Annotated in this window: 2 protein-coding genes; both read left to right on the top strand. The window is 60.5% G+C overall.

Annotated elements, in window-relative coordinates; translation table 11 throughout:
- Window positions 1–94: 94 nt before the first annotated feature.
- Window positions 95–1,498 (top strand): ABC transporter permease, encoded by a 1,404-nt coding sequence (locus EN925_RS33885; RefSeq protein ID WP_127388367.1) that lies wholly within the window; start codon window positions 95–97, stop codon window positions 1,496–1,498.
- A gap of 9 nt (window positions 1,499–1,507) precedes the next feature.
- Window positions 1,508–1,923 (top strand): hypothetical protein (locus EN925_RS33880; protein WP_164894586.1); only part of this gene is annotated, 416 nt, incomplete at its 3' end.

The following is a 1,923-nucleotide window of genomic DNA, read 5'->3' as shown; positions in this document are numbered from 1 at the left end:
TCTCGGCACTGATCCTGCTCCTGTTCCTGGTCGTCGGCGAGCAAAGCCACGCGGCCGGAATCGTGGCGACAGGACAATCGTTGGGGATCGGGCCATGAGTCAGACTTTCGCCAACGGCAGCCGCAGTGGCGGCCTCTTCATCCCGCGTTCGCGCGCCTTGGTATGGCTTAACCTCGCCGTGACATTCGTGGTGGCGGCGATCAGCTTCGGCCTGGGGTTTTGGCAGGGGCTCAGCGCCCAGATCGTCATCCTCTACACCATCGTTCTGGCCGCCGTGCTGTTCTGGCTGATCAACTACGTCGCCGTCATCTTCGAGTCTCGGTCTTCGTCTCTTGAAACCGAGTCTGCAGCCCCGGCTGACGCCGGTGGCGTCTGGGTCGGCAACCGGGTCCTGATCATCACCATGGCGGTAATGTTGATCGTGTATCTGCTGATCACGGCCACGGTCCCGTCCTTCAGATCCCTTGGCAACCTGATTGCCTTCCTGCTGCTGGAAGCGATCCTGGTCTTTGCGTTCAAGGTCGGTAACCGCTTCGCCCATGGCCGCAGCGCCTTTATTGGATTGATTGTGTTGCTGGCGCTAATCGTGATCAGCTCCTTTACGATCAACGGGTTCCTCTCTGCCGCCAACATCAAAGCAATTCTGCTGTTTGCAGCGTTCCTGGGCATTGCCTGCGTCGGGCAAACGCTGGTGGCGTTGCTCGGCGGCTTGGACCTCTCTATCCCGTTTGTTATCGGCGCGTCCAACATAGGGCTTTTGTTCCTGATCGGCCTTGGCGTACCGCCCTGGCTCGCGCTGGTGTTCGTGCTGATCATCGGCGGTGCCCTGGGTTTCTTGAATGGCGTTCTGTCCTACCGGCTGCAAGGTCAGGCGTTGATCCTCACCCTCGGAATGGGATTTGCGATCGCTGGGCTTGTCCAGATTCTGACCAGCATTGGATCGTCCTTTGGCGGCAACGTCTTTGGGACCGTTCCGAAATGGCTGCAAAATCTCGCCGCGATGAATGGTCGTACCTTCGGTCTGGCTGTCCCGCCAACGATCCTGTTGTGGGTTGTCATTGCCGTCATAGTCATCGTTGGCCTGCGTTATTCCGCCTTCGGCCGCTACATCTACGCCCTGGGCGGCAATCGCCGCTCGGCCAAGCTGATCGGTGTCTCCGAGTTCAAATACTGGACACTCGCCTACACCATCAGCGGCTTCTCAGCCGCCTTGACAGGATGCCTGTTGCTGGGCTGGAGCGGAGGGGGGTTCATAGGGGTTGGCGACCAGTATCTCTTCACAACCCTGGCCGCAGTCGTGATCGGCGGGACGTCGCTCATGGGCGGCTATGGCGGCTATGGCTACACCGTCATCGGGGTTCTCGTCCTGCAAGTCCTGAGCGCCTTCCTGATTGGCATCGGGCTCAAATACGAATGGCAACAATTCATTTTCGGTCTTCTGATCCTGCCGATGGTCGCACTCTACGGCCGCGCCCCTCACATCAGAGCCCAGGTCTAGGGAAAGCCCATGTTCGGAACACTCTTTCAATCCAGCGCGGTGGTCAGCACCGCGCTCAGTGTTGCAACCCTTGCCATGTTTGCCACGGCTGCTCTGGCAATGCTGGGCCTGACATGGACGTCCGAGCGCTGGCGGGTTCCGCTGGCGCTGTCGGCTGTTGCGCTCCTGGCGTCGGGCCTTGAATACTATGCCGCCTCCAACATCTGGCTGGCGGGCCAGCAGCTCAGCGCCGCCTCACGCTACGTCGCGTGGTTCGTGGTCCAGCCGATGGAGGTCGCATCGGTGTTCTTCCTTGCGAGCATCGCAGGAAAGGTGCCCGTGGGCGTGTTCTGGCGGACCCTGGCCGCGGCAATCCTGATGGTGCTGGCCCGCTATCTCGGTGACGCACGGATCTTCAATCCGACCCTTGGCGTGCTGCTGTCGAT

The organism is Mesorhizobium sp. M7A.F.Ca.US.006.04.2.1, from assembly GCF_004022915.1.
GTDB classification, from domain to species: Bacteria; Pseudomonadota; Alphaproteobacteria; order Rhizobiales; family Rhizobiaceae; genus Mesorhizobium; species Mesorhizobium ciceri.
Note: the sequence above shows the minus strand (reverse complement) of the source record. Positions and strands in the feature narration are given on the sequence as shown.

Coding starts and splice junctions, on each gene's coding strand:
- EN925_RS33885 (WP_127388367.1), top strand. CDS start 95: ATGAGTCAGACTTTCGCCAACGGCAGCCGCAGTGGCGGCCTCTTCATC.